The following is a 5,232-nucleotide window of genomic DNA, read 5'->3' on the forward strand; positions in this document are numbered from 1 at the left end:
TTTGTACAAAGATGGCCTTCCTTTGATGAAACGACTAATTCAAGCTCGTTGCTCTATTACTGCTCCTCCTACTCTTCCGATACCTCTCTAAACCTGACCAAACGTCTTTCCAAAAGAGCCACACCCAAAACCTATAACCATCGTTCAACTCCAAGGGGACTCCCGTTATACCCGCGCTTCATGCGCGGGAGACGGGGCGTATAAAGTGCTCCCGCAGGTGACCCAAACAGCCCGGAGACGAAACCTTAAAATAAGGCAGCCTTAATCATGGAGGCGCGCTTTCCATAGGCGAATTAAATTCGCCATGGGTCGCGCCTCAAAGTTTTAACCCTTTTCAGCCAAGCCTCCCAACCATAAAGGCTGCCCCAGCGAGGGATTGCTCGCTGGGGTAACTTCTGACCCTTGGGAATTGGAGACTGGATCTGTTGCGTGTTCTGTAGATTCCCGCTATAATAGTAGTGTCGGGAGCGGGAATACTGAATGATAACTCAAGTTAATAATCTTCGTTTGGACAAGCAACAGTCTGATCCTCTCAGGCAGATGTGTCACTTGAGCAAAAATATGTTCAATGTGGGACTTTATAATGTCCGTCAATACTTTTTTCAAGAACGGAAACATCTACGATACGAAAGTAATTATCACCACTCAAAAGATAATGAAAACTACAAATTATTGCCGACTGATATTGCTCAACAGACCTTAAAGATTGTTGATAGATCCTTTAAGTCTTTCTTTGGTCTGATCAAACTTAAATCTAAGGTCGGTTACCAGAAAAAAGTCAAGATTCCAAATTACCTTCCCAAAGACGGGTACTTCATTCTTGTTATCCCTATAAGGAAGCGTGACTGGAGTAAACTGCCGGAAAAAAACTGGGTATTTACTGTCCCTATGTCTCGCCAGTTCAAAAAAGACTATGGAATAGTTCAGTTTACTATTCCAGAAAGGCTTAGATCTAAAACAGTTAAAGAAATCCGAGTTCTTCCTAAGTAGAACGCTAGGTACTTCGATGTTTGCTATTGCTATGAGGATGACCCTGAAACCCAAGTTGAGCAAACTGGTGAGGTCTTAGGAATAGATTTGGGGCTTGATAATTTTGCTACGTGTGTTAGTACTACTCAGAAGTCATTTATTATTGACGGTAAAAGAATCAAGTCTGAGAATCAGTTCTATAACAAACGCAACGCCAAACTTCAGTCTATTAAGGACTTGCAAGGTATTAAAACCTTAACCAATCGACAGGCTAGGCTATTAAGAAAACGTAATCACAAAATCAGAGATTTTACCAAAAAAGCCGCTAGATATGTTGTAAGTTGGTGCAGACAGAACAAAATCAGCAAGATTGTTATCGGGTACAACCCTGACCTAAAACAGAGGGTCAATATGGGCAAGCGAAACAATCAAAAATTCACCCAAATTCCGATTTATATGTTCAAAGACAAGCTGGAAAGCCTCTGTCAACGGTATGGGATTGAGTTGATCGAACAGGAGGAATCTTACACCAGTAAAGCATCTAGCTTGGATAAAGATGAATTGCCTGTATGGAATGCTGATAACCCCAAAAGTTACACATTCAGTGGGAAAAGAATAAAGCGTGGATTATACCGGACTAGTAAAGGTTGGCTGATCAACGCCGATTGCAACGGAGCATTAAACATAATTCGTAAACATACAAGTAAGCCTGATGATTTTATTGGAGGGTTTAGAGGCTGTTTGGCTCAGCCATTAAGAGTTTTATGCTCTTAAGAATCCCTCACTATAATCGCGTGATTTAGTGAGGGAGTGTCAATCTTAGACTTTTCCAAACCGACGTTCGCGCTGCTGATAAGTAGACAAAGCACGGTGAAACTGTCCACGGTCAAAATCCGGCCATAGGGTATCTGTGATGTAAAGTTCCCCATAAGCCATTTGCCAAAGCAGGAAATTGCTCAAGCGCATTTCCCCACTAGTGCGAATTAGCAAGTCTGGGTCACAGACATTGGCAGTGTAGAGATGGCGTGAAAATAGGGCTTCGTCAATGTCATCTGGTTGGATGTGACCAAGCTGTACCTGAGTAGCAATGGCTCGACAGGCTTGTATAATTTCCTGGCGTGCTCCGTAGTTAGTAGCCACAGTAAACTGAATGCCAGTATTATTGAGAGTTTCATTCATAGAGTGCTCAATTTGTGCTTGCAACGATTGCGGTAAGGCGGTCAAATTTCCCACAAACTGAATCCGAACATTCTCCTCCATCATTTCTTGAAGTTCTCTAGCCAAAACCCGCTCAAACAAGGTCATCAGAAACTCCACCTCTTCTAAGGGGCGTCCCCAGTTTTCTGTAGAAAATGCATAGGCGGTCAGGGCTTTGATTCCCCAATCATCACAACAACGAAGTAGTTTTTTGAGAGCCTCCACCCCTTGCCGATGTCCTATAACCCGAGGTAGTCCTCGGCGTTTTGCCCAGCGACCATTGCCATCCATAATCACTGCCACATGCCTAGGCAAACGGTCTGGTGAAAGGTCGCTTGGTAATTTGTTTAGGATAGTTTGCATAGCAGTTATTTTTTCTCTTGAGACGTTGATGATGGAAGACGGAGGAAACGTGAAACTAGCACCCGTCCCTGGGACTTGAATTGGCGACCTAGGTTGCGTAGACCTGGAGCAACTACCTCACGATCCACGACTGGGGAAAATCGTTCCTCTAGCAATTGTTTGAGTTTTGTGCTAGTTAGTGGTCGGTACAATCCTCCTTTTTCCGCCAAAGAAATTGAACCCGTCTCTTCAGATACAACAATACAAAGGCAATTTTCGACACGTTCTGTAATTCCCATCGCAGCCCGATGGCGGGTCCCCAGCTTCCGAGAGGCTGTGCGCTCAGAAAGAGGCAAAATTACCCCCGCAGCTACAACCCGAGAGCCACGAATTAATACCGCTCCATCGTGTAACAACGTAGTTGTTTGGAAAATGGTTTGCAGTAGTTCTTTAGAAATTTCAGCATTTAGCTGAACACCCGGTACAGAAACATCCCGCTCATCAATTGGACCATTAGTTTCTAAAGTTATCAAAGCGCCAACTCGATTTTGAGACAACTCTTTGACCGCGTCTACGATTTCATTGATTACACTGTCAGGCTTAGGAGTGGGACGTCGTTGTCCTTGAAACAACTGCACAATCTCTCCTCTACCTAACTGTTCAAGAAATCGACGAAACTCTGATTGGAAGATGACAGCCATTGCCACAGCTGAGCCAACCACCAACTTTTCTAGCACAAAACTCAATAGCGTCAACCCTAACCTATTACTTACTGCTGCGGCTAACATCAGGACAATTAGCCCTCGAACCATCCATAATGTGCGGCGCTCCCCAATGATGAGGAGCACAAGATAAGTAAGGGCTAGAACCAACCCAACATCGATGCTGTGAAGCAACAATGACTGAGCCCAGCTATGGTCAGTAACAGGACCCGGCAACGGAGGCATTGAACGTTCAGGAAAGAATTAAGGATGGAGATGGAGTCGAACTGGCTTGATTTTAGCGTCAGCCAAGTGATTAGCTCTTAAAAAGTTAATGGTTAATGGTTAATGGTTAATGATTGGCGGTTACCCAAAAGTCAACCACCAACAACCAACAACCAATAGCTTTTAGCTTTTAGCTTTTAGCTTTTAGCTAATTTCTGCTCTGGGTCTGAGTCGTTCGGGCAAACGATCTAGGCGAATTAAATCTTGGTAAGTTTCCCGCTGCACAATCACTTGGGCTTCTCCGTCCTTGACTAAAACTGCTGCTGGTCTGGGTAACCGATTGTAATTAGATGCCATGCTGTAATTGTAGGCACCAGTAGCCATTACCACCAAAATATCTCCTGGCTGAGTTTGAGGTAGGGTGGCATCTTTAATCAGAATGTCCCCTGATTCACAATGTTTACCAGCAATTGTGATTTTTTCGGTCAGGGGAGCTGACATCCGGTTGGCAACGACAGAGCGATAAACGGATTGGTAGGTAATGGGACGCGGATTATCTGACATACCTCCATCAACTGTCAAGTAAGTCCGGATTTCGGGGATGACTTTAGAACTACCCAAAGTGTAGGCGGTGACACAGGCTGGACCAACAATGGAACGCCCGGGTTCCGATAGCAGTTTCGGTAGGACGAGTTGCCGAGAAGTGCAAGCAGCAACAACGGAGTCACAGACTCCCTTGACCCAATCATCAATACTAGGGGGGTCATCGGATTCTAGATAACAAATCCCTAAGCCTCCTCCTACATTTATCTCTTGTACTGGCAAATCGTAGTCAGCCGCTTTAACAATACACTCCACTAGCACTTTCGCCAGATCTTGATGGGGTTGCCTCTCAAAAATCTGAGAGCCAATGTGGGCGTGTAAACCAACAAAGTTGAGGGTTGGGTGTTGGCTGATAAAGGTAAAAACTTGATCCCAGGTATCGGGATCAAAGCCAAACTTACTGTCTAGGTGACCAGTGCGGATGTAATCGTGGGTGTGACACTCGATCCCTGGGGTCAAGCGAATCATGATCCGGATATTCTCTTGTGGTAAAGAAGCCAGGGATTTTAACTCCAGCCAGTTATCCACTACGATGGTGCAGCCACTCTCGGTAGCTAGTTCCAGTTCACTGGTAGATTTATTATTGCCATGGAAATAGAGTTTGTCAGCACTAACACCAGCTTGTAGAGCAGTGTAGAGTTCACCACCAGAAACCACATCGATTCCGAGGCTTTCAGAGTTTGCGATCGCACAAATTGCTAAACAATTCCAGGCTTTAGAAGCGTAGAGAACCAGGGATTCTCCGGGGTAGTAGTTAGCAAAGGCTTCCCGATACTGATGGCAAGCAGTTCTAAAGGTTACTTCGTCCACAATGTAAAGGGGGGAGCCAAATTGCTCGACTAGAGTCGTCACATCGCAACCACCAATTTCCAAGCAGTCACGGCTGTTGACTTTGGCGGTTAGAGGTAGCAGTTGCTGATTCGGTGAGGGGTTTGATCCACCATTGTTTGAGTCTGGAGTGATAGATGAATCGAGATACTGAAGCCCTGAATTGTGAACCTCAATGGGTTGAGTCGATAGCATTATGTAATTATTTTCCTGATTTTGCTTTACAGTTGGAACTTGCGTCTCGTTAATCAGTGTACAATTGAAGGCTGTGACTGTCTTAAAACTTAAACCCCTCAAAGCAGAGCACCTAAGTGCCGCAGTGGAACTAGATCAGCTGTGTTTTGGTGGACTTTGGACTCGGTCGGGT

The 5,232-nt window shown here is 44.9% G+C and carries 3 protein-coding genes and 1 pseudogene; 1 reads left to right on the top strand and 3 read right to left on the bottom strand.

Annotated features, from left to right (window positions below; genetic code table 11):
- The first annotated feature begins 480 nt into the window (after nt 1–480).
- A pseudogene (locus tag F6K20_RS40820) lies at nt 481–1,743 on the top strand (RNA-guided endonuclease InsQ/TnpB family protein).
- A 45-nt stretch (nt 1,744–1,788) separates the two neighbouring features.
- Here the strand turns inward: F6K20_RS40820 and uppS are convergent.
- The 3 genes from uppS to lysA form a co-directional block, all read right to left on the bottom strand.
- A complete protein-coding gene (gene uppS / locus F6K20_RS23140) occupies nt 1,789–2,538 on the bottom strand; it encodes an undecaprenyl pyrophosphate synthase (protein WP_044492301.1) in 750 nt (249 codons plus the stop codon).
- Nucleotides 2,535–3,455 (bottom strand): diadenylate cyclase CdaA, encoded by a 921-nt coding sequence (gene cdaA / locus F6K20_RS23145; protein ID WP_008179944.1) that lies wholly within the window; start codon nt 3,453–3,455, stop codon nt 2,535–2,537. Before cdaA ends, uppS begins: the two co-directional genes overlap by 4 nt.
- A 183-nt stretch (nt 3,456–3,638) precedes the next feature.
- On the bottom strand, nt 3,639–5,060 hold the full coding sequence (gene lysA, locus F6K20_RS23150) for a diaminopimelate decarboxylase (RefSeq protein WP_287296166.1): 1,422 nt from the start codon (nt 5,058–5,060) through the stop codon (nt 3,639–3,641).
- Between the last annotated feature and the right edge of the window lie 172 nt (nt 5,061–5,232).

The sequence above is a fragment of the Moorena sp. SIO2C4 genome, assembly GCF_010672485.1.
GTDB classification, from domain to species: Bacteria; Cyanobacteriota; Cyanobacteriia; order Cyanobacteriales; family Coleofasciculaceae; genus Moorena; species Moorena producens.

Excerpts from the sequence above, each read along its gene's own strand:
- cdaA (WP_008179944.1), bottom strand. The coding sequence starts at position 3,455 with ATGCCTCCGTTGCCGGGTCCTGTTACTGACCATAGCTGGGCTCAGTCA.
- lysA (WP_287296166.1), bottom strand. The coding sequence starts at position 5,060 with ATGCTATCGACTCAACCCATTGAGGTTCACAATTCAGGGCTTCAGTAT.